This window comes from Pseudomonas sp. 3JA, assembly GCF_036961705.1.
Classification (GTDB): Bacteria; Pseudomonadota; Gammaproteobacteria; order Pseudomonadales; family Pseudomonadaceae; genus Aquipseudomonas; species Aquipseudomonas fluorescens_Q.
Map to the genome: position 1 here is coordinate 17770 of NZ_JBAMDJ010000013.1, position 20096 is coordinate 37865.

The 20096-nt window shown below is 63.0% G+C and carries 17 protein-coding genes; 9 read left to right on the plus strand and 8 right to left on the minus strand.

The annotated features are described in order from the left end of the window. Positions 1 to 21 precede the first annotated feature (21 nt). Positions 22 to 1041, plus strand: a complete 1020-nt coding sequence (locus V7773_RS12385; protein WP_336073619.1) for an alpha/beta fold hydrolase — start codon at positions 22 to 24, stop codon at positions 1039 to 1041. Between the two features lie 198 nt (positions 1042 to 1239). On the opposite strand, the gene V7773_RS12390 is transcribed toward V7773_RS12385, so the two are convergent. Continuing rightward, positions 1240 to 2121, minus strand: coding sequence for a LysR substrate-binding domain-containing protein (locus tag V7773_RS12390; RefSeq protein ID WP_336073621.1), 882 nt, complete (start codon positions 2119 to 2121; stop codon positions 1240 to 1242). 160 nt (positions 2122 to 2281) lie between these two features. Here V7773_RS12390 and V7773_RS12395 point away from each other — a divergent pair, with 160 nt between their 5' ends. The 6 genes from V7773_RS12395 to V7773_RS12420 all read left to right on the plus strand — a co-directional run bounded on the left by V7773_RS12395 (position 2282) and on the right by V7773_RS12420 (position 9732). After that, the gene (locus tag V7773_RS12395) at positions 2282 to 3919 is read left to right on the plus strand and encodes a 5-guanidino-2-oxopentanoate decarboxylase (RefSeq protein ID WP_336073721.1); all 1638 of its coding nucleotides are present in this window, start codon (positions 2282 to 2284) and stop codon (positions 3917 to 3919) included. Next, the gene (locus tag V7773_RS12400) at positions 3916 to 5364 is read left to right on the plus strand and encodes an aldehyde dehydrogenase family protein (RefSeq protein WP_336073623.1); all 1449 of its coding nucleotides are present in this window, start codon (positions 3916 to 3918) and stop codon (positions 5362 to 5364) included. The genes V7773_RS12395 and V7773_RS12400 overlap by 4 nt, the downstream gene beginning before the upstream one ends. Before the next feature lie 214 nt (positions 5365 to 5578). After that, the gene (locus tag V7773_RS12405) at positions 5579 to 6682 is read left to right on the plus strand and encodes an extracellular solute-binding protein (protein ID WP_092145053.1); all 1104 of its coding nucleotides are present in this window, start codon (positions 5579 to 5581) and stop codon (positions 6680 to 6682) included. Positions 6683 to 6907: 225 nt separating this feature from the next. Further along, complete coding sequence (locus tag V7773_RS12410) at positions 6908 to 7816, plus strand: ABC transporter permease (protein WP_336073624.1); 909 nt, start codon at positions 6908 to 6910, stop codon at positions 7814 to 7816. Further along, positions 7813 to 8661 (plus strand): ABC transporter permease, encoded by an 849-nt coding sequence (locus V7773_RS12415; protein WP_003205149.1) that lies wholly within the window; start codon positions 7813 to 7815, stop codon positions 8659 to 8661. Before V7773_RS12410 ends, V7773_RS12415 begins: the two co-directional genes overlap by 4 nt. A 15-nt stretch (positions 8662 to 8676) precedes the next feature. After that, positions 8677 to 9732, plus strand: coding sequence for an ABC transporter ATP-binding protein (locus V7773_RS12420; protein ID WP_336073625.1), 1056 nt, complete (start codon positions 8677 to 8679; stop codon positions 9730 to 9732). A 25-nt stretch (positions 9733 to 9757) separates the two neighbouring features. Here the strand turns inward: V7773_RS12420 and V7773_RS12425 are convergent, their stop codons facing one another. Then, entirely contained in the window at positions 9758 to 10687 is a 930-nt protein-coding gene (locus V7773_RS12425) for an AraC family transcriptional regulator (RefSeq protein ID WP_336073626.1), read from the minus strand. A 327-nt stretch (positions 10688 to 11014) separates the two neighbouring features. On the opposite strand from V7773_RS12425, the gene V7773_RS12430 reads away from it, so the two are divergent. Next, on the plus strand, positions 11015 to 11368 hold the full coding sequence (locus V7773_RS12430) for a putative quinol monooxygenase (RefSeq protein WP_336073628.1): 354 nt from the start codon (positions 11015 to 11017) through the stop codon (positions 11366 to 11368). A gap of 43 nt (positions 11369 to 11411) precedes the next feature. Then, positions 11412 to 11645 (plus strand): hypothetical protein, encoded by a 234-nt coding sequence (locus V7773_RS12435; protein WP_336073630.1) that lies wholly within the window; start codon positions 11412 to 11414, stop codon positions 11643 to 11645. Positions 11646 to 11810: 165 nt separating this feature from the next. On the opposite strand, the gene V7773_RS12440 is transcribed toward V7773_RS12435, so the two are convergent. From V7773_RS12440 to V7773_RS12465, 6 genes are all read right to left on the minus strand, one after another. Next, the gene (locus tag V7773_RS12440; RefSeq protein ID WP_063324578.1) at positions 11811 to 12431 is read right to left on the minus strand and encodes a flavin reductase family protein; all 621 of its coding nucleotides are present in this window, start codon (positions 12429 to 12431) and stop codon (positions 11811 to 11813) included. 278 nt (positions 12432 to 12709) lie between these two features. Then, a complete protein-coding gene (locus V7773_RS12445; RefSeq protein WP_092145065.1) occupies positions 12710 to 13042 on the minus strand; it encodes a hypothetical protein in 333 nt (110 codons plus the stop codon). A gap of 299 nt (positions 13043 to 13341) precedes the next feature. Further along, positions 13342 to 14661: an MFS transporter gene (locus V7773_RS12450; RefSeq protein WP_063324580.1), complete on the minus strand. Its 1320-nt coding sequence runs from the start codon at positions 14659 to 14661 to the stop codon at positions 13342 to 13344. A gap of 284 nt (positions 14662 to 14945) precedes the next feature. Next, complete coding sequence (locus V7773_RS12455) at positions 14946 to 16271, minus strand: sigma-54-dependent transcriptional regulator (protein WP_336073632.1); 1326 nt, start codon at positions 16269 to 16271, stop codon at positions 14946 to 14948. Continuing rightward, the gene (locus V7773_RS12460) at positions 16264 to 18030 is read right to left on the minus strand and encodes a sensor histidine kinase (protein WP_336073633.1); all 1767 of its coding nucleotides are present in this window, start codon (positions 18028 to 18030) and stop codon (positions 16264 to 16266) included. The genes V7773_RS12455 and V7773_RS12460 overlap by 8 nt, the downstream gene beginning before the upstream one ends. Positions 18031 to 18275: 245 nt before the next feature. Then, a complete protein-coding gene (locus tag V7773_RS12465) occupies positions 18276 to 19799 on the minus strand; it encodes a fumarate hydratase (protein ID WP_063324582.1) in 1524 nt (507 codons plus the stop codon). Positions 19800 to 20096: the final 297 nt, after the last annotated feature.

Here is a 20096-nt window from a genome sequence, read left to right on the forward strand (position 1 = left end):
TCTGCGTTTCGGTGTTTCTTCATGCGTGTATTCATTTTCCTGGCCGCGTTGTTTTTCGGCCTGCCGTCGATGGCGGCTTCTCGGTGTGACATCAATGTTGCGACCCAACGGGTCGATCTGGATCAGGTGAGCCTGGCCTACCAAAGCGTTGGCCGTGCCTCGGATCCGGCGCTGTTGCTGGTGATGGGCCTGGGTGGGCAGTTGATCCATTGGCCGGACGAAGTCGTGGTCGCCCTGTGCGAGCAAGGTTTCCGGGTGATTCGCTACGACAACCGCGACGTCGGCCTGTCCACCTGGCGCCAGGCGCCCGGCAGCGCCAACCTGACCTTTGAAGCCCTGCGCTACAAACTCGGCTTGCCCGTGGCCGCGCCTTATACCTTGACCGACATGGCCGATGATGGGCTGGGGTTGATGGATGCCTTGCAGGTGCAAAGCTTCCACGTATTGGGCGTGAGCATGGGCGGTATGATCGCCCAGCACATGGCCGCCATGGCGCCGCAGCGGGTCGAAAGCCTGACCCTGATCATGACCAGTTCCGGTGCCGAAGGCTTGCCCGCCCCCAGCGCCACGCTGGTGCAGTTGCTGTCGCGGCGCGGTGCGCCGAATCGCGAAATGGCCCTGGAACAGCAGGCCGATCTGCTGGCCGCCCTGGGCAGCCCGATGGTGGTCGATGACCGCGAGGCGCTGCTGCATCAGGCCGCAGTGGCCTATGACCGGGCCTTCAACCCCGAGGGTGTAAAGCGTCAGATCATGGCGATCATGGCCGAGCCAAGCCGGGTGGCACTGCTCGATCAACTGCGCGTGCCGACCCTGGTCGTCCACGGCACCGCCGACCCGTTGCTGCCGGTGATGCATGGCGTGCATCTGGCGGCGCATATCCAGGGCAGCCAGTTGAAGCTGATCCCGGGCCTGGCCCATCGTTTCCAGGAGGCATTCAAGGCGCCGTTGCTGGGTGCCGTGTTGCCGTATCTGCAGCAGCACCGCGAGGACACCTCGCACTGGGCGCAGATCGAGCCGGTGCAGGCGCCTAATCTGCTCTGACAAGCCCGTACTGATCTCTTGAGCCTGGTGGGATCATGTGGCGAGGGAGCTTGCTCCCGCTGGGCTGCGCAGCAGCCCCATCATCTACCTGCCGCCGCAGTGCCCCAGGCAGACCCCAGGGGTTGCTGCGCAACCCAGCGGGAGCAAGCTCCCTCGCCACGGTCCTGTTCATCCTTGAATGATCTGGGTGGCTGACGCTTACCGCGCCTTGGCCTGCTCCACCAACCACCCCATCAAGGCCTGCAACGGCCCTGACACTTCGGGTTTGTGCGGATGCACCAAGTGATAACCCAGCCCGGTCTTGACCTTCAGTTCAAACGGCATCACCAGTCGGCCGGCGCTCAAGTCATCGCCGATCAGCGACCAGTCGCCAATTGCCACGCCCGTGCCTTGGGAAGCCATGGACATCGCCAGGTCCAGGGTTTCGAAATGCTGGCCCTTGCTGACATTGCTCAAGTGCACATCGGCTGCCTTCAGCCAGGCGTTCCAGTCGCGCTCGTCACGGGTGGGGTGCAGCAGCACGTGTTGTTGCAGGTCGGCGGGTTCATGCAGCGGCACCGGCCCTTCCAGGACCGGGCGGGAGCAGACGGGCGTCAGTTGTTCATCGAACAGATGTACGCACGCCAGCGAGGCGTCGGGTGCTGGGCCATAGACCACCGCGGCGTCGAAGGCTTCGCGCTGGAAATCCACGCCGTGCCTGACCGTGGTGGTCAGTTCCACCGGCACGTCCGGTCGTTCCTTCTGCCATTGCAACAGGCGCGGCAGCAGCCAGCGCATCACGCAGGTCGGGGCCTTGAGTTGCAGGGTCTGGCGTTTTTCGCCGACCTGCTCAACCGCTTCGCCGATCAGGCTGAACACCTGCTGCACCCGGGGTAGCCACGCCTGGCCTTCGGCAGTCAGGGTCAGGCCGCGTGCCTGGCGCTGGAACAGTGCATAGCCCAGATGATCTTCCAGCCCGGCGATCTGCCGGCTCACCGCGCCTTGGGTGATATGCAGTTGTTCGGCGGCCCGGGTGAAATTGCAGCATTGGGCCGTGATCAGAAATGTGTGCAGCGCCGGCAGCGGGGGAAGTCGTTTCATTTCGGATCCAAGCCATGACGTGAGGACATGGCTAGTATGACTTTTTATCCATTGTTGCCGCTATGGTCGGACCGTTCCAATAACGCCATTCCCAAGACAGAAAAAGGGTCCCGCCGCATGCCGTGCGAGGCCCTTTACACGACACGAAAAGGCAATGGCAATGGCGACGTGCGGCGAAGTATTGGTCAAGTTACTCCACGCGTATGGCGTGGAGCAGGTGTTCGGCATTCCTGGCGTGCACACCGTCGAGTTGTACCGCGGGCTGGCCCGTTCCAACATCCGCCATGTGACCCCGCGTCATGAACAGGGCGCAGGCTTCATGGCCGACGGTTACGCTCGGGTCAGCGGCAAGCCCGGCGTGTGTTTCATCATCACCGGCCCCGGCATGACCAACATCACCACCGCCATGGGCCAGGCCTACGCCGATTCGATCCCGATGCTGGTGATCTCCAGCGTGCAGTCGCGCAACCAGTTGGGCGGCGGGCGCGGCAAGTTGCATGAACTGCCGAACCAGGCTGCATTGGTGGGCGGTGTCGCGGCGTTTTCCCACACGCTGATGTCCGCCGCTGAATTGCCCGGTGTGCTGGCCCGGGCGTTCGCCGTGTTCCAGGCTGGGCGCCCGCGGCCGGTGCACATTGAAATTCCGTTGGACGTGCTGGTCGAAGACGCCGATGCCTTGCTCGCCAGTGTGCCGGTGAACATCAACCGTGCCGGTGCTGCGCCGAGTGCCGTGGCGCAAATGGCTGCAAAGCTGGCATCGGCTCAACGGCCGTTGATCCTGGCCGGCGGCGGTGCCATCGACGCGGCGGCCGAATTGACTGAACTGGCCGAACGTCTCGGCGCACCCGTGGCGTTGACCATCAATGCCAAGGGCCTGTTACCGTCCCGGCATCCGTTGCTGATCGGCTCCACGCAGAGCCTGGTCGCCACCCGCGCGTTGGTGGCCGAAGCGGATGTGGTGCTGGCCATTGGCACCGAGCTGGCCGAGACCGACTACGACATCACCTTCGCCGGCGGCTTCGAGATTCCCGGTGCGTTGCTGCGCATCGACATCGACCCGGACCAGACCGTGCGCAACTACCCGCCGTACCTGGCGCTGGTGGCCGACGCTCGCGTCGCCACCCGGGCCGTGCTCGATGCGTTGAGCCAGCACCCCTTGGCCGAGCGCCGTGACGATTGGGGCACGACGCGTGCCGCCCGGTTGCGCGCAGATCTTCAAGGCAGTTGGGACGCCGCGACCCGCGCCCAGACCTTGTTTCTCGACACCGTCTTGCAAGCGCTGCCGGAGGCGGTGTTCGTCGGCGATTCGACCCAACCGGTGTACACCGGCAACCTGACCTTCAACCCGGAGCAGCCACGCCGCTGGTTCAATTCATCCACCGGCTACGGCACCCTCGGCTACGCCTTGCCGGCGGCCATTGGCGCCTGGCTTGGTGGCAAGGACCGGGGCCATGGTCGCCCGGCAGTGGTGTGTTTGATCGGCGACGGCGGGTTGCAGTTCACCCTGCCGGAATTGGCCAGCGCGGTGGAGGCGCGCACACCGGTGATCGTGCTGCTGTGGAATAACCAGGGCTACGAAGAGATCAAGAAATACATGGTCAACCGCGCCATCGAACCGGTGGGCGTGGACATCTACACCCCGGATTTCATCGGTGTCGCTAGGGCTTTGGGCTGCGCTGCGCAAGCCATCGACGGCGTGGCGCAACTGCACGCCGCGTTGCTCGCCGCTTGCGACCGGCAGGGCCCGACGCTGATCGAAATCGACCAGGCAACCTGGATGGCGCAGGTGTCGAAATGAATTTCCCTACGACGCAAGACGGGCTGTACATCAACGGTGAGTGGTTGGCCGGCGATCAACCGCTGCGGGTGATCAACCCGGCGACCGAAGCGTTGCTGACCACCGTTCATGGCGATGGTGAACGCGCCGTCGATCAGGCGTTGAACGCCGCGACCCAGGCTTTCACGCACTGGTCGATCACCACCGGCGCCGAGCGTGGCGCGATCCTGCGCCGGATTGCCGCTGGCGTGCAGGCAGGCCGCGAGCGGTTGATGCAATTGCAATCGAGCAACAACGGCAAACCGTTGTTCGAAGCGGCCATCGATGTCGACGATGTGGTCGCCACCTTCGAGTATTACGCCGAGTTGGCCGAAGGCCTGGACGCTCGGCAAGACAGTCCGTTGGCATTGCCCAGTGCTGATTTCAGCGCACGCCTGCGCCGCGAACCGTGCGGCGTGGTCGGCTTGATCGTGCCATGGAATTTCCCGATGGTTACCACGGCCTGGAAACTCGCCCCGGCGTTGGCTGCCGGCTGCTGCGTGGTGCTCAAACCCTCGGAAGTCACACCGTTGCCGGAGCTTGCGCTGGCGTCGATCATCGCCGAATCCGGCTTGCCCCACGGGGTGTTCAACCTGGTCTGCGGCACCGGCCTGGCAGTTGGCGCGCCGCTGGCGGCGGACCCGCGCGTGGCGAAGATCTCCTTCACCGGCAGCAACGCGGTGGGCGTGCAAGTGATGCAACGGGCGGCGGAAACGGTGAAGGGCGTGAGCCTGGAACTGGGCGGTAAATCGTCCCTGCTGGTACTGGCGGACGCCGACCTGGACCTGGCGGTGGAGCTGGCCTGTGGCGGCGCTTTCTTCAATGCCGGACAGATGTGTTCGGCCACCAGCCGCGTGCTGGTGGCCGATGAGCTGGCCGATGAATTCCTGCGCCGGCTCAAGGCCCGTGCCGAAGCGATCCGCGTGGCCGATCCGTTCGATCCGGACGTGGAGATGGGGACACTGGTCAACCAGGCGCAATACCAGCGGGTGCTGGGGCACATCGACCGAGGCCTGAGCGCCGGAGCGACCCTGGTGTGCGGCGGCCAGCGACCGACGCACCTGCCGCGCGGCTTTTTTCTACAGCCGACAATCTTCACTGACGTGCCCCTCGACAGTGCGCTGTGGTGCGAAGAGATCTTCGGGCCAGTGGTGTGCGTACGCCGTTTCAGCAGCCAGGCGCAGGCCATCGCCCTGGCCAACGACAGCCGTTTCGGTCTGGTGGCCAGCGTGGTCAGCCGCGATGCCGAAGCCGCCGGGCAGGTGGCCGACGCGTTGCAGGCTGGGCTGGTGTGGATCAACGCGCCCCAGGTGATTTTTCCCCAGGCGGCGTGGGGAGGGTACAAGCAGAGCAGCCTGGGCCGCGAGTTGGGACCTTGGGGGTTGGCCGCGTTCCAGGAAATCAAGCATGTGGTCCGGGCGATCTGACGGCACGTTTTCAGGTCATGCATGCCTCGAAAAAAGGCATGCGCCAAGGACATGGCTCCAATGAGTTTTTTTCGATAGTCAGGGATTTTGCACAACCTCAGGATGGCCGCAGGCGGCGGCAAAGCCCAGGCAATACGGGGCTTTCGTCGACGCCGAACGGTGCGGGCACAACGGTTTTACCCACCTCATACTTAAAAGAATAAAGGGAGTCCTCATGGGCGAGCATGATCTGAACAGACGTCAATTCATCAAGACTGCAAGTGTGGTTTCGGTTGCAGCGGCGGCCATGAGCATGCCGTTCATCAGTGCGCGGGCCAGTGACACGCGGTTCGTCGGCAAGACCCTGCGCCTGCTGACCTGGTCCGATGACACCGGGCTGGCGGCGCTGCGCAACATCGCCGCCACCTTCGAGGCCAAGACCGGGGCCAAGGTCATCGCCGACCGCACCGGCAGTACCTCGGAGATGGTGGCCAAGCTCAAGGCCGGTGGCGACCGGCCGCAGTACGACATCATCACCCTGGCAGGCGTCGGCGCCGAGGGCCTGGCCGTCGCCGGGCTGCTGGAAAAGCCTGACCTCAACCGCATTCCCAACCTGGCTGACGTGCCGGCGCAATACCGCACCGGCGCTGGCGGCCATGGCATCGGTTACCTGCTGTGGTGCAACAGCCTGGTCTACAGCACCCGTACCTTGCAGCAGGCACCGGACAGTTACGCTGCGCTGTGGGACGCGGAGCTGGCGCCGAACATTTTCCTGCCGCCGCCGAACTGGACCGAGGCCATGGACCTGATCATCATCGCCGCCAAGCTGGCCGGTGGTGATGAACACAACATCGAACCCGGCTTCAAGAAACTCGCCGAACTCAAGGATCGGGTGGTGACCCTGGGGGAAAACCCGAACCAGATCGCCGAGCTGTTCCGCACCGGTTCCCTGGACATGGGCGGCTTGTATGCGCCGGCGTTTTTCCCCAAGCAGATCCGCGACCCGGCCTACGGCCTGGGGGCGACGTTCGGCATGAAGGAAGGTTTCTACACCGACCTGATGCTCTCGGTCATGCCAAAAAACCGCCCGGGCGACACTGACCTGGCCTACGCCTTCATCGACCACTCCCTCGACCCGCTGGTGCAGGGCAAGATGGCCGAAGACATCTTCAACGGCCCGGTCAACGCCAAGGCCATCATCTCCAGCGAAGCGCGCAAGAGCCCCTACATCCTCACCCCGGAGCAAATCGCCGACAAAGCGATCATGCATGACAACGCCTTCCTGGCGACGGTGCATGACCAGTGGATTCGTCGGTACACGGAAATCTTCTCTTCCTGAAACAAGCGCTGCACACCGCCTGCCCAGCATAGGGAATTGAGGAGTACGCGGCCTCTGTGACCACCCGAGATCCAGTGTGTGAGCGAGCTTGCCCGCGATAGCGGTAGGTCAGTTGAAGGAGATGTCGACGGTGCTGCCGCCTTCGCGAGCAAGCTCGCTCCACAGGGAAGTGGGTTGTTTTGAAATTGTGTTTGTCCTGTCGTGTTCCTCTGACGAGATCTTGCCATGGAACCCCAACCGTTAACCCATCCCCAGCGCGTCGCATCCATGCGTCCACCCCGGGAGATTTCACCCACCGGCCGAGCCTGGCTGTTCCTGTCGCCGTCGATGTTGTTTCTCGGTGTGCTGATCGCTGCCAGTCTGTTGGTGCTGCGCATGAGCGTCGGCACCAAGGGCGCGGAGTGGAGTGGGTTCAGCCTCGCCAGCTATGGGCAGTTGCTGGAGCCCTATTACCTCAAGTCCCTGTTGCTGACCTTGCGCCTTGCATTGATCAGCGCGGTGATTGCTGTGCTGCTGGCGATCCCCGTGGCCTACACCATGTCGCGCCTGGCCTCGCCGTTGTTGCGGCGGGTGTTCCTGGCGGCGGTGCTGTTGCCTCTGTTGGTCAACCTGCTACTGCAAAGCTATGGCTGGCTGGTGATCCTCGGCCCTGCCGGCATGCTCAATCAGGCGCTCCTGGGCCTGGGTTTGATCAAGCGGCCGGTCATGCTGCTGTACAACCAGAATGGTGTGTTGATGGGCCTGGTCCAGACGGCCTTCCCCCTGGCCGTGCTGCCCATCGCCAGCGCCATGCGTGGGGTCGCCCGCAGCTATGAAGAGGCCGCCGCGACCCTCGGCGCCAGCCGCTTCCAGGTGTTTCGCCAAGTGGTGCTGCCCATGAGCCTGCCGGGCATCATCACCGGCGCGACGCTGGTGTTTGCCTACAACGCCAGCAGCTTTGTCGTGCCGCTGCTGTTGGGCGGCCGGCGGGTGCCGATGCTGGCGGTGATGGTCCACGATCAGATTGCCCCGTTGATGAACTGGCCCGCCGCGTCCGCCGCTGGGGTGGTGCTGATTGTCACCACGTTGATGATCATGACCCTGTCCGAATATTTCACCGGCCGTCGGCGGCGGATGCTGGAGGCTTCTCAATGACCGCGTTGAGCAAAAAACGCCAGTCGCTGTTGCCCGGTGAAACCGGGCGCGCAGTGGGGCTGCTGTCGGGTTTCATCCTGCTGCTGGCGGTGCTGCCGATCCTGACCATGATCGTCATGTCCTTCAGCGGCGCCGCGAACCTGGACTTTCCGCCGAGCAGCTACAGCCTGCAATGGTACCGGGCGGCCTGGCACACCTTCGTATCGCCGGATGCCAGCGATGTGCTGAGCCTGGGCCAGGCCATGGGCACCAGTTTGTTGGTGGCCTGCCTGACCATGATTTTCGCCACGCTGATCGCCGTGCCGGCGGCCTACGCGCTGACTCGTTGCGAGTTCCGGGGCAAGGCCGTGGCGTTGCAACTGATGTCGCTGCCGCTGGTGTTTCCCATGGTGGTGCTGGGGTTGGCGCTGCTCTTGGTGTTCGACAGCCTGCCGTTCCAGATGACCACCTCGCGGCTGGTCATTGCCCACGTGATCCTCGCCTTGCCGTTCGTGGTGAAGAACTGCACCGCCGCCATGCTTGGCATCGGCAGCGAAGTCGAAGAAGCCGCGCGAATGCTCGGGGCGACACCGCGGCGGGCCATCGTCGACGTGGTGGTGCCATTGATGAAGTCGGGGATTCTCGCCGGGATGCTGCTGGCGTTCATTGTCTCGTTCAACGAATTCACCGTGACCTATTTCCTCTACACCATCGATGTCATGACCGTGCCGATCTGGATGTACAGCCGCACCGTGTCGTCGCTGGACCCCACCGTTTTCTCGTTTGCCGTGCTCATCGTGCTGATCGACTTCGTGCTGATCTGGGCGTTGGAGAAGCTGGTGGGCGAGGGCGGCGTTTCCTTTTGATTTCAAGGTGAAGACATGACTGGACTGATACTGGAAAACGTCGAGAAACATTACGGCTCGGCCTGCGCGGTCACGGACGTGAACCTGCATTTGCCCGAGGGCAAACTGGTGTGTTTCCTCGGGCCTTCAGGCTGTGGCAAGACCACTTTGCTGCGCATGATCGCCGGCCTGGAAAGCCTCAGCGGCGGGGAAATCCGCCTGGATGGGCAAGACATCGGCCATACCCCGGCGCACCTGCGTAACTTTGGCATGGTGTTTCAATCGCTGGCGCTGTTTCCCCACATGACCGTCGGCGAGAACATCGCCTATCCGCTGAAGCTGCGGGGTGTGGGCAAGGCCGAGCAACAAGCGCGGGTGGTGGAGTTGCTGGAACTGATCCAGCTCCAGGCGATGATCGACCGGCCCGTGGCCAAACTGTCCGGCGGTCAACGCCAGCGCGTGGCGATTGCCCGGGCCATTGCTGCCCGGCCGAAGATCCTCTTGCTGGACGAACCGCTGTCGGCCCTGGACGCCAAGCTGCGCGAGTCGATGCAAGTGGAGATCCGCCAACTGCAACAGCGGTTGAACATCACCACTATTTTGGTGACCCACGATCAACGCGAAGCCATGACCATGGCCGACATCGTCGTGGTGCTGGGGGAACATCGGGTGCAACAGGTCGGTACGCCAATCGAGATCTACCGGCACCCGGCCAATGAGTTCGTCGCCGACTTCATCGGCTCAGGCAACATTTTTCCGGCGACCACCCTGGGTAACGGGCGAGTGGGGCTGCCGGGTGGCGATGCGCTGGAGGTGCCGGCCAGCGATAGCCTCAAGGTTGGCGAAAAGATCAAGCTGCTGGTGCGCCCCGAAGACCTGCAACTGTCCGCGCCCCAGGCCACGGTGGGCAACCGGTTGCTGGGCAAGGTCACGTTCGTGCGCGACATCGGTGCGACGATCGAGACTACGGTGGAGTGTTCCGGCATTTCGTTCACGGCATTGAGCACGCCGTGCCAGGGCATGGACCTGGGCATCGGGCATGCGGTGTCGGTGACCATACCGGCGCAGGCATGTCGGGTGCTCGCTGCCTGATTTCAAAAGGCAATGCAAACCCAGATCAAACCGTCATCCGCAACCGCGCCAAGTCCCGCAACGGCGGCGCGCCGAACAACCGGCTGTACTCGCGGCTGAACTGCGAAGGGCTTTCGTAGCCCACCCGATAGCCCGCCGCCGAAGCTTCCAGCCCTTCGGCCAGCATCAGGCGCCGGGCTTCCTGCAAGCGCAGCTGCTTCTGGTACTGCAGCGGGCTCATGGCGGTCATGGCCTTGAAGCGGTGATGCAGGGTCGAGACGCTGAGGTTCACTTCCCGGGCCAGGTCATCGATGCGCAGCGGCTGTTCGAAATGGCCGTTGAGCCATTTGATCGCCTGGCTGATGCGATGGCTCTGACTGTTGGCGATGGCTATTTCGTACAGCCGAAAGCCCTGGGGACTGCGCAGCAGACGATAGAGGATTTCCCGGCGCACCAGGGGCGCGAGCATGGCGATGTCTTTCGGCGTATCGAGCAACCGCGCCAGGCGCAGTACGGCGTCGAGCATTGGCGTGTCCAGGCGTTCGACATACAGCCCGCGCCCGGCGGGGCGGGTCGGTACGCCCAGGGGGCCGGCGTCGGCGATCAACGCGGTGATTTCCGCGGGGTCGATGTCCAGGCGCAGGGCCAGGATTGGTTGCTCGGGCGTCGCGTGGGCCATGCAGCCGCTCAACGGCATCGACACCGAGACCACGAGGTAATGCAGCGGATCGTAGTCGAACAATTCGTCGGCCAGGCGCACCTGTTTGCTGCCTTGGGCCATGATACACAGGGCCGGTTGCGCCAACACCGGGGCGAAATTCTGCGGCTTGCTATGCCGCGACAGGTTAAGCGAGCCGATGGCGGTGGCATAGCTGCCGTCTTCGCTGGTGTTGCGGTCGATGATCGACGCCAGTTCGGCGCGCTGTTGTTCCAGATACGTGTCCAGCGGGACGTGGGCGTGGTCGAGCGGCGACATGCCGGGATCCTCAGGCAATAGGGAGCGATGAACAAAGCTTATGTTTGTGCAAGGCGCAGCGGTAGCAACATCCTGTTGAAAGCTTGCCTGATCCTGCACGGCGCAAAGGGCCATGACGCTGCAATGCTGTGGAAACTTGCTTGAAACCTTTTGTTTCAACTTCCCGGGTTTCGACCGGATCGATAGCAAATTTTATGATACCGACGCGCAGGATCGTGCAATGGGTCGGCAGGAATCGACTAACGAAACTGGCAGGGCGGCGCTTAACCTTTGATCCTGTCGCGGCCTGTCCCCGGCTGCACAACGGATGACCTGGGAGGGTTGAACATGTCTACACAGATCCCCGTCAGTCACATGGCTTTTGTCCGGGCCCGCGTCGGTTGCTCCAAGCAACTGGGCGCACGCCTGAGTACGCTCATCGCGCCTTCGCGCCAGGCCTCCGGTTGCCTGTACTTTGCCTTGCAGCATTCGCAGTGCGATGCCGATTTGTGGCTGGTGTCCGGGCTTTGGGTCAATCAGGCGGCCATGGATGCCTACTTCAATTCCCCGGCCATGGCGATATTTGCCGAGCTGGTGCAAGACCTGGTGGTGAGCAGCCTGGATTTCCATACGTTCCGCGACGTGTCCGCCGCCCAGGCGACCGAAGGGTGCCGGGCGCAGGTACACAAACTGGCTGGTTGAAGGTTTAATGAGCGTCATTTTCCACCGCCAGGATGCACAAGACATGGCACGTAAAGCCTTTGAAACCTTTGAAGCTGTTTCCGCTGTAATCCCCAAAGAAGGCGGCGGCTACCATGCCGCCATCGCCACCAAGGCCATCGGTGGTTCCGGTGCGCCACGTTTCAACAAGATCCTTGAAGAGCAAACCTTCGAGACCGCGGTCAAAGCCGATGAAGCGGCAGCCCCGCAGCTGACCCACCTCAAAGGTGTCGACGACGAGGGCGGGTTGGTCTGGTAGCGGCACGATCACCCGGTAGGGCTTTTGTGGCGAGGGAGCTTGCTCCCGCTGGGCTGCGAAGCGGCCCCCCCGGTTTGTCTGACACACCGCAAGGGGACGCTGCGCGTCCAGCGGGAGCAAGCTCCCTCGCCACAGGTTGCTGTTTCTTCTTGAGAGCCGTGTCGCTTACTTCGGGCGATGCATCTTGAACAACGCCTCAGGCCCCAGCTGGAAATAATCCGCCGGCCCGCCACCGCGCAAGATCGGCTCGGCGGCGGCGGTGTCGTACACCCCGTCTTTCAACAACCACTTGGCGATATGCACGGCGACCACTTCGCCGAGGATCAGCCAGCTTGGCACCAGCCCTTTGTCCGCTCGCTGCAGTTGAATAATCTGCGTGACCTTGCATTCGAAGGACACCGGGCTTTCGGCGACGCGTGGAACCTGGATTACCCGTGATGGGGCGGCCGTCAAACCCGCCAGTTCGAACTCATTGACCTCTGGGGCGACCATCGCGCAGCTCTGGTTCATCTGCTCGGCCAGCGGGCGCGTGGCCAGGTTCCAGGCGAACTCGCCGGTCTGTTCGATGTTGTTCAGGCTGTCTTTGCGCCCAACGCTGGAGAACCCGATGATCGGTGGAATGTAGTTGAAGGCGTTGAAAAAACTGTAGGGCGCAAGGTTCAGGCGGCCTTCGGCATCCTGGGACGAAATCCAGCCAATGGGGCGCGGGCCAACGATGGCGTTGAACGGGTCATGGGGCAGGCCGTGGCCGTTGGCGGGTTCGTAGAAGTGGATGTCATCGGGCATGGTTGAAGAAGGTCCTGCGGTGGGCTTTCAAAGGGATTGGAAGATAGTGCAGGGCCGCGCTGTTTTTGTCAGCACCCTGGGACACTGTGGGAGCAGGCTGCTCGCGAATGCGCAGGTTCAGACACATAGATGTCGACTGACATACTGTCTTCGCGAGCAAGCCCGCTCCCACAATTTGATGAGTGGCGATAACAAAACCACTGGCGGTCTTCCTTTTTCCATAGCCCATGAATAACTAAGCCCGGCCGAAGCCGGGCTGTGAGGGTGTCGTTCTCGGGTTAGCTGATGGCAGCAGTGTTAGTGCGGTCGAAGCCGTCTTCAGCAACGGTGGCGCCGTTAGTGCGGTCGAAGCCATCTTCAGCAACGGTGGCGCCGTTAGTGCGGTCGAAGCCGTCTTCAGCAACGGTGGCGCCGTTAGTGCGGTCGAAGCCGTCTTCAGCAACGGTGGCGCCGTTAGTACGGTCGTAACCATCAGATGCGACGGTGGCGGCGCTCGTACGGTCATAACCATCGGCGGCGATGGCCGAGCTGGTGCGGTCGAAACCGTCGGCAGCAAAGGTGTTGGCAGCCAGTACGGAAAGGGTCAGGGCGATGATCAGTTTGGTTTTCATGGTCGTGCTCCAGAATGTTTGGCGTTAGCGCCTTGGGTGTGGAGTTGATATTACGCTTGTTAATTTGATTAAAAAGCGCAAAAAAATGCTAAAATGAATCGATAAAATCGATGTGTTCGCCGTTGCAGCAGAGCGGTCAATGAGGCCATTGCCGGCGTATTCGAGTGGCGTTCTGTTGAGGATGAGGATGAAGGTCAGGCATTAACCAGGGATTAATGTCAGAAAAATCTTTAGCCAAGGAACGAAAAAAGGGGCGAACCCTGTCAGGTTCGCCCCTTTTTGTTTGTACGACTTGGAGGTCAGTCGGTCACGATCCGCGAATGCTTGCGGGTGTCTTTCATGGTGATGTACACCAGCAGCGACACAGCGATGCAGGCCGTCACGTACCAGTAGTAACCGGTTTCCATGCCGATGCTCTTGAACCATAGGGCGATGTATTCAGCGGTGCCGCCGAAGATCGACACGGTCAGTGCGTACGGCAGGCCGACGCCCAGGGCGCGGATTTCGGTGGGGAACAGCTCGGCTTTCACCACGGCGTTGATCGAGGTGTAGCCGCTGACGATGATCAGCGCGGCCATGATCAGGAAGAACGCACCCCACCAGGTCTGGATGGTGTGCAGGGTGGTGAGGATCGGCACGGTGAACAGCGTGCCGAGGATGCCGAAGGCGATCAGGATCGGCCGGCGACCGATCTTGTCCGACAGGCCGCCGATCACCGGTTGCAGGCACATGAACAGGAACAGCGTGGCGGCGGAAATGGTGGTGGAGTCGGAGATGCTCATGCCGACGGTGTTCACCAGGTATTTCTGCATGTAGGTGGTGTAGGTGTAGAACGCCAGCGTGCCGCCCATGGTCAAGCCGACCACGGTCATCAGTTCCTTGGGATGGCGCAGCAAGGTGCGCATGGCGCTTTCCTTGGCTTTTTCCTTCTTGGTGAACGACTCGGTTTCTTCCATGCCGCGCCGCAGGTACAGCGCCACGATCGCACACAGCGCGCCGATGGCGAACGGGATGCGCCAGCCCCAGGCATACAGCTGTTCGGTGGTGAGGAACTGTTGCAGCACGATCAGCACGCCGAGGGCGATGAGCTGGCCGGAGATCAGGGTCACGTATTGGAAGCTGGAGAAGAAGCCGCGACGTTCCTTGGTCGCCATTTCGCTCAGGTAGGTCGCCGAGGTGCCGTACTCGCCACCCACCGACAGGCCTTGGAGCAGGCGGGCAAACACCAGCAGGATCGGCGCACCGACGCCGATGGTTTCGTAGCTCGGGCTCAAGGCGATAATCAGCGAGCCGAAGCACATCAGGTACACCGAAGCCATCAACGCACGTTTGCGACCGGCGCGGTCGGCGTATAGGCCCATCAACCACCCGCCGATCGGGCGCATCAGGAAGCCCACGGCGAAGATCGCGGCGGTATTGAGCAATTGGGCGGTGGTGTCGCCCTTGGGGAAGAAGACTTTGGCGAAGTACAACGAGAAAGCGGCGTAGACGTACCAGTCATACCACTCGACCATGTTGCCGACCGAGCCGCTGAAGATCGATTTGATCCGGCTGGCGGTGGTTCTTTCACGGGCGGGCACGGCAGCCGACCCAAGGGGCAGGGCGTTGGAGTTATCCATTGAAGGATCCTTCGTTTAATTGTTTTTGTGGAGCGCGTGGGAACGCAGCCTGCCAGGGCTATAGCAGGACCTGTGCCAGCGGCTGGAGGGCCGGGCTAGAGGGGTTTGTGGTGTTGAGTGAGCGGAAATCCGCTTGTTTTTGATTCGGCGTGAGCGGGAATCCGCTTATGTTGATCGTTCCCACGCTGCGTGGGAATGCATCCCGTGACGCTCTGCGTCACCTCCGGAGCGTCCCTGGCGGCGCTCCCACGCGGGAGCGTGGGAGCGTGGGAGCGATCAACACCCTACAAAAACATCTCCCGACTCAACCCATGGCGTTGCATCTTTTCATTGAAGGTGCGGCGCGGCAGTTGCAGTTCTTCGAGCACCGCTTTCACATCGCCTTTGTGCCGCGTCAGGGCGGCGCGCAGGCATTGGGCTTCGAAGGCTTCCTGCTGGGCCGCGAGGGACTGGCCCGGCTCCGTCTCCAGGGCCTGTGGTTGATCGAGCCCCAACACCTGGCGTTCGGCGACATTGGCCAGCTCTCGCACGTTGCCAGGCCAGTCGTGGCTGAGCAGGTGGCTCAATTGCGGGCCGCTCAGGGGCGCGGCGGCGCGGCCCAGGCGTTCGGCGGCGCTGTGGGTGAAATGCTCGAATAGTAGGGGAATGTCCTCGCGCCGTTCTCGCAGCGGCGGCAGGCGCAGCTCGGCGATGTTCAAGCGATAGGCCAGGTCTTCGCGAAAACGCCCGGCCCGGGCTTCGTCCAGCAGATCGGGCTTGGTGGCGGCGATGATGCGCAGGTCCACCTGGATGCTCTGGTTGGAACCCAGGCGTTCGAGCTTCTGCTCCTGCAACACCCGCAGTAACTTGACCTGTTGGGCCAGGGGCATGCTCTCGATTTCATCGAGGAACAGCGTGCCGCCGTTGGCGTATTCGAGCTTGCCGATGCGCTTGCCCTGGGCGCCGGTGAAGGCACCGCTTTCATGGCCGAACAGTTCGGCCTCGAACAGCGCTTCGGGAATGGCTGCGCAGTTCAACGCGACGAAGGGCTTGCTCGCCCTCGTGCCGAAGTCGTGCAGGCAACGGGCGACCAGTTCCTTGCCGCTACCGGTTTCGCCGCGGATCAGCACGTTGACCGGCAGTGCGGCCAGGTCCAGCACCTGGCGCCGCAGGTTTTGCAACGCGCGGGAAACGCCCAGCAGCGTGCCATCGAGGCGGGCCCGGGCGTCGGCTTGTTCATGCAGGCGACGGTTTTCCAGGACCAGGGTGCGCTTGTCCAGGGCCCGGCGCAGGCTGCCGAGCAGGGCTTCGGGGCTGAAGGGTTTTTCCAGGAAGTCGTAGGCGCCGTCACGCATGGCCTCCACGGCCATGGGCACGTCGCCGTGGCCGGTCAACAGAATCACCGGCAGGTCCGGATCGCGGCGACGCACTTCGGCCAACAGCTCCAGGCCGCTGAGGCCGGGCATGCGCACGTCGCTGAGGATCACCCCGGGGAAATGCTCCGGCAACCGGGCCAGGCATTCGTCGGCGCGGCTGAACAACTGCACCTGGAACCCCGACAGGCTCAACCATTGCTCGACGGCACTGCGGATGCTGCCTTCGTCATCCACGACCATGACAGAATCAAGCATGCAGTTGGGCCTCCTGATCGATGGGCAAGGTCACGCAGAATACTGCGCCATGTTCGTGATTGTCTGCCGTCAGCCGCCCGCCGGATTCATGAATGATCGCGAAGGAAACCGCCAGCCCCAGGCCCAGGCCGTCGCCTACCGCCTTGGTGGTGAAAAACGGATCGAACACCTGGGCCAGGTGTTCCTCGGCGATCCCGGTGCCGCTGTCGCTGACGGTCAGGCGCCACAATTGCTCATCGGCCTCCAGGCGCACTTCCAGGCGCTTGATGGGTTGCTCGGCCATGGCGTCGAGGGCATTGCGCAGCAGGTTGATCAACACTTGTTCGAGGCGGATCGCATCGCCGCGCACCCAGGCCGGTCGAGTCAGGTGCAACACGGTGCTGATCTGTTCGTCGCGCAGGCGCGTGTCCAGCAATTGCAGCGCCTGGTCGACCACCGCCGCCAGGTCCAGGCGTTCGCGCAGGCCGCTGGGGCTTTTGCGGGCAAATGTTTTCAGGTGGCCGGTGAGGGCGGCCATGCGCGTCAGCATGTCGTCCACCGGCTTGAGGGCCTTGTAGGCGTCATCGACCCGACCGTGATCGAGCAACAAGCGCAGGGTCGCCAATTGCATGCGCTGGGCGGTCAAGGGCTGGTTGATTTCATGGGCCAGGGCCGCCGACATCTGCCCCAGTGCCGCCAGCTTGGCCGATTGCACCAACCCGTCCTGGGCCGTGCGCAGATCCCGGGTACGTTCTTCGACCAACCGTTCGAGCTCTTCGCGGCTGCGCTGGCGCAACCTTGCCAGGCGCCAGCGCTGGTTGAGAAACAGCAGCAGGAACACCAGCGCCAGCCACGAACCGGCGGCCGCGAGCCCGGCATTACGCCGGTCTTCGAAGGCGATCTGCGGACGGCGCAGCAAGTGCAGCGTCCAGCCTTCGGTGGTCAGCGGCAAGGATTCCCACAGGTAGTCCGCCGCGCCATCGGGCGTCTCGACCCGGGCCAGATGGCTATTGTCGTCAAAGCGCCGCAACGTTTCGTAAGCCAGCGGTTGCAACGGTTGTTTGTCGTATTGACGGGTGGCCTTGAGCTCGGCGCGGTCGCTGTCGCTCAGCGGCTGCAAGTGGCGATAACGCCAGCCCGGGCGGTTGGCGATGAAGATGATGCTCCGCGCATCGCTGACCAGCAGAGTGTCGCTGCCCTGGCGCCATTCGCGTTCCAGCTCCGGAAACTCCAGCTTTACCACCATCGCGCCGAGGAATTCGCCGTTGTCGTCGGTCACGGCGCTGGAGAGGAAGTATCCCGGGATGCCGCTGGTCACGCCCACCGCATAAAAACGTCCGGTGCCCTGGGTGCGGGTCTGGAGGAAATACGGACGAAAGCCATAGTTGTGCCCGACATAGCTGCTGGGCAGGCGCCAGTTGCTGGCCGCGACGGCCAAGCCTGTGTGGTCGAGCAATTCCAGGGTGGATGACTGGGCGGCGCCATTGATCCGTTCCAGCTTGCGGTTCAATACATCCTGCTGCGCCGCGCCGACCGGTCCCTTGAGGGCCGAACGTAACTCCGGGTCCAGCGCCAGCACGGCAGGCAGGGCGCGATAGCGCTCGATCAGGGTGTGCAACGAATTGGCGTACAGCGCCAACTGCTGGTTGGCACGGCTGGCGTCTTCTTCCAGGGCCACGCGTTCGGCGTGGCGCACGGCGAGGGTGGCGGCAACGGCTGCGCCGGTGAGGATCAGCAAGGTGTACAACGACAGACGCAAGGTACGGGTAGTTGGCAGCATGCTGGTGTGAACAGTTGCAAGTCGGGCGGGCACGATAGCATGGCGGTTGCGAAGACGGCTGCACATCCATATTCAAGGTGTCATTCATTGTGGCGAGGGAGCTTGCTCCCGCTGGGCTGCGTAGCAGACCCTTTTGTGAGCGCTGCGCACTCAAGCGGGAGCAAGCTCCCTCGCCACGGTTTGCACAAAAAAAGGCCGGTGGGCTTGTCGCCCACCGGCCTTTTTTTACAGCAGCAAAGTGCCTGTTACTGCACTTCCACCGCCAGGCTGTCACTGATCTTCTTTTGCCAGATGGCAGGACCGGTGATGTGCACCGACTCGCCTTTGCTGTCGACCGCAACGGTCACCGGCATGTCCTTGACCTCGAACTCGTAGATCGCTTCCATCCCCAGTTCGGCGAACGCCAGGACCTTGGATTTCTTGATCGCCTGGGCCACCAGGTAAGCGGCACCGCCGACGGCCATCAGGTAGACCGCCTTGTTGTCCTTGATCGCTTCGATGGCGGTCGGGCCGCGCTCGGATTTGCCGATCATGCCCAACAGGCCGGTCTGCTCGAGGATCTGGCGGGTGAACTTGTCCATCCGCGTGGCCGTGGTCGGGCCGGCCGGGCCGACGACTTCGTCGCCTACCGGGTCGACCGGGCCGACGTAGTAGATGAAGCGGCCCTTGAGGTCCACTGGCAAGGTTTCACCCTTGTTCAGCATCTCGACCATGCGCTTGTGCGCCGCGTCGCGGCCGGTGAGCATCTTGCCGTTGAGCAGCACGGTTTCGCCCGGTTTCCAGCTCTGGACTTCTTCCGGGGTCAGGGTGTCGAGGTTCACGCGGCGAGCCGACGGGCCGGCTTCCCAGACGATTTCCGGGTAGGCGTCCAGCGGTGGCGCTTCCAGCGACGCCGGGCCGCTGCCGTCGAGCACGAAGTGGGCGTGACGAGTGGCGGCGCAGTTGGGGATCATGCACACCGGCAGCGAAGCGGCGTGGGTCGGGTAGTCCATGATCTTCACGTCGAGCACGGTGGTCAGGCCACCCAGGCCCTGGGCGCCGATGCCCAGTTGGTTGACCTTCTCGAACAGCTCCAGGCGCATCTCTTCGATACGGTTCTGCGGGCCGCGAGCCTTGAGCTCGTGGATGTCGATGGATTCCATCAACACTTCCTTGGCCATCACCGCGGCTTTCTCGGCGGTGCCGCCGATGCCAATACCCAGCATGCCCGGTGGGCACCAGCCGGCGCCCATGGTCGGCACGGTTTTCAGCACCCAGTCGACGATGGAGTCGGACGGGTTGAGCATGGCCATCTTCGACTTGTTCTCGGAGCCGCCGCCCTTGGCCGCCACGTCCACTTCCACGGTGTTGCCGGGGACGATGGAGTAGTGGATGACTGCCGGGGTGTTGTCCTTGGTGTTTTTGCGGGCGCCTGCCGGGTCGGCGAGGATGGATGCACGCAGGACGTTTTCCGGCAGGTTGTAGGCGCGACGCACGCCCTCGTTGATCATGTCGTCCAGGCTCATGGTCGCGCCGTCCCAACGCACGTCCATGCCCACGCGCACGAACACGGTCACGATGCCGGTGTCCTGGCAGATCGGCCGGTGGCCGGTGGCGCACATGCGCGAGTTGATCAGGATCTGCGCCATGGAGTCACGGGCCGCCGGCGATTCTTCGCGCAGGTAGGCCTCGTGCATCGCCTGGATGAAATCCACGGGGTGGTAGTAGGAAATGAACTGCAAAGCGTCGGCAACGCTCTGTATCAGGTCATCTTGCTTGATCACGGTCATGAGTCGCGCTCCTCTCTAAAGACGGGAACATTCAATAAGGTGCCGGCCGCTTGGGTGCATCGGTCGACGGGCGGCACCTCTATAAGGCACGCCGGGCATGCTGGCGCGACGCTAAAAAGGCGCGGCAGTATATCGCAGGCCGGCCCCCTGTGGGAGCGAGCTTGCTCCCGATCACGACGGATTGATGAGGTGGGGAGTGAAACCTGTGGCGAGGGAGCTTGCTCCCGCTGGGCTGCGTAGCGGCCCCCTGGTTTGTCTGACACACCGCAAGGGGACGCTGCGCGTCCAGCGGGAGCA

Excerpts from the sequence above, each read along its gene's own strand:
- V7773_RS12455 (WP_336073632.1), bottom strand. The coding sequence starts at position 16,271 with ATGCTTGATTCTGTCATGGTCGTGGATGACGAAGGCAGCATCCGCAGT.
- V7773_RS12460 (WP_336073633.1), bottom strand. The coding sequence starts at position 18,030 with ATGCTGCCAACTACCCGTACCTTGCGTCTGTCGTTGTACACCTTGCTG.
- V7773_RS12390 (WP_336073621.1), bottom strand. The coding sequence starts at position 2,121 with ATGAAACGACTTCCCCCGCTGCCGGCGCTGCACACATTTCTGATCACG.
- V7773_RS12420 (WP_336073625.1), top strand. The coding sequence starts at position 8,677 with ATGACTGGACTGATACTGGAAAACGTCGAGAAACATTACGGCTCGGCC.
- V7773_RS12450 (WP_063324580.1), bottom strand. The coding sequence starts at position 14,661 with ATGGATAACTCCAACGCCCTGCCCCTTGGGTCGGCTGCCGTGCCCGCC.
- V7773_RS12400 (WP_336073623.1), top strand. The coding sequence starts at position 3,916 with ATGAATTTCCCTACGACGCAAGACGGGCTGTACATCAACGGTGAGTGG.
- V7773_RS12405 (WP_092145053.1), top strand. The coding sequence starts at position 5,579 with ATGGGCGAGCATGATCTGAACAGACGTCAATTCATCAAGACTGCAAGT.
- V7773_RS12425 (WP_336073626.1), bottom strand. The coding sequence starts at position 10,687 with ATGTCGCCGCTCGACCACGCCCACGTCCCGCTGGACACGTATCTGGAA.
- V7773_RS12415 (WP_003205149.1), top strand. The coding sequence starts at position 7,813 with ATGACCGCGTTGAGCAAAAAACGCCAGTCGCTGTTGCCCGGTGAAACC.
- V7773_RS12440 (WP_063324578.1), bottom strand. The coding sequence starts at position 12,431 with ATGCCCGATGACATCCACTTCTACGAACCCGCCAACGGCCACGGCCTG.
- V7773_RS12395 (WP_336073721.1), top strand. The coding sequence starts at position 2,282 with ATGGCGACGTGCGGCGAAGTATTGGTCAAGTTACTCCACGCGTATGGC.
- V7773_RS12430 (WP_336073628.1), top strand. The coding sequence starts at position 11,015 with ATGTCTACACAGATCCCCGTCAGTCACATGGCTTTTGTCCGGGCCCGC.
- V7773_RS12465 (WP_063324582.1), bottom strand. The coding sequence starts at position 19,799 with ATGACCGTGATCAAGCAAGATGACCTGATACAGAGCGTTGCCGACGCT.
- V7773_RS12435 (WP_336073630.1), top strand. The coding sequence starts at position 11,412 with ATGGCACGTAAAGCCTTTGAAACCTTTGAAGCTGTTTCCGCTGTAATC.
- V7773_RS12410 (WP_336073624.1), top strand. The coding sequence starts at position 6,908 with ATGGAACCCCAACCGTTAACCCATCCCCAGCGCGTCGCATCCATGCGT.
- V7773_RS12445 (WP_092145065.1), bottom strand. The coding sequence starts at position 13,042 with ATGAAAACCAAACTGATCATCGCCCTGACCCTTTCCGTACTGGCTGCC.
- V7773_RS12385 (WP_336073619.1), top strand. The coding sequence starts at position 22 with ATGCGTGTATTCATTTTCCTGGCCGCGTTGTTTTTCGGCCTGCCGTCG.